Source organism: Arthrobacter sp. P1_D4 (genome assembly GCF_056406115.1).
This window is the reverse complement of record NZ_JBFUAU010000047.1, coordinates 1-836: the sequence shown is the minus strand read 5'-3', so window position 1 is coordinate 836 and position 836 is coordinate 1. Positions and strand designations below refer to the sequence as shown.

The 836-nt window shown below is 69.0% G+C and carries 1 protein-coding gene; it reads left to right on the top strand.

Annotated features, from left to right (window positions below):
* Positions 1-836 (top strand): L-serine ammonia-lyase (locus AC1D0A_RS21930; RefSeq protein WP_476946837.1); only part of this gene is annotated, 836 nt, incomplete at both ends.

The following is an 836-nucleotide window of genomic DNA, read 5'->3' as shown; positions in this document are numbered from 1 at the left end:
GTCCTGCACAAGGCGACGTTCTTCTCCGTGGGCGGCGGCTTCATTGTCCGCGAGGGCGAGGAGGACGCGGCCCTGAAGGAGCTCGACGAGTCGAAGAAGGAACTGCCGCTGCCGTTCCGCACGGCCGCTGAACTGCTGGGCCGCTGCCAGTCCAAGGGCCTCTCGATCGGGCAGATCATGTTCGTCAACGAGCGTGCCTCCCGGACCGAGGCGGAAATCCGGGACGGGTTGCTGCACATCTACTCGGTGATGGAAGGCTGCGTCGAGGTCAGCCTCAAGCGCGAAGGGCTGCTGCCCGGCGGGCTTAAGGTCCGCCGCCGGGCCCCGGACTGGCACGAGCGCCTGATGAAGGAAACCCGCGGCCAGGACCCCGACTACCGGGATCCGAAGTACTGGCAGGAGTGGGTCAACCTGATCGCCCTCGCCGTGAACGAGGAAAACGCCTCCGGCGGCCGCGTCGTCACCGCCCCGACCAACGGCGCCGCCGGGATCATCCCGGCCGTGCTCTACTACGCGCTGCACTTCGCCCCCGGCATGGACCAGGCCACCCAGGCCGACCGCGATGACACGATCGTCAGGTTCCTGCTGACCGCGGCCGCGATCGGGGTGCTGTACAAGGAGCAGGCCTCCATCTCCGGCGCGGAGGTCGGCTGCCAGGGCGAGGTGGGCTCGGCGTCCTCGATGGCCGCCGCCGGCCTGGCCGAAGTCATGGGCGGCACGCCCCAGCAGGTGGAGAACGCCGCGGAAATCGCGATGGAACACAACCTGGGCCTGACCTGCGATCCGATCGGCGGGCTCGTGCAGGTCCCGTGCATCGAACGCAACGCGATCGCCGC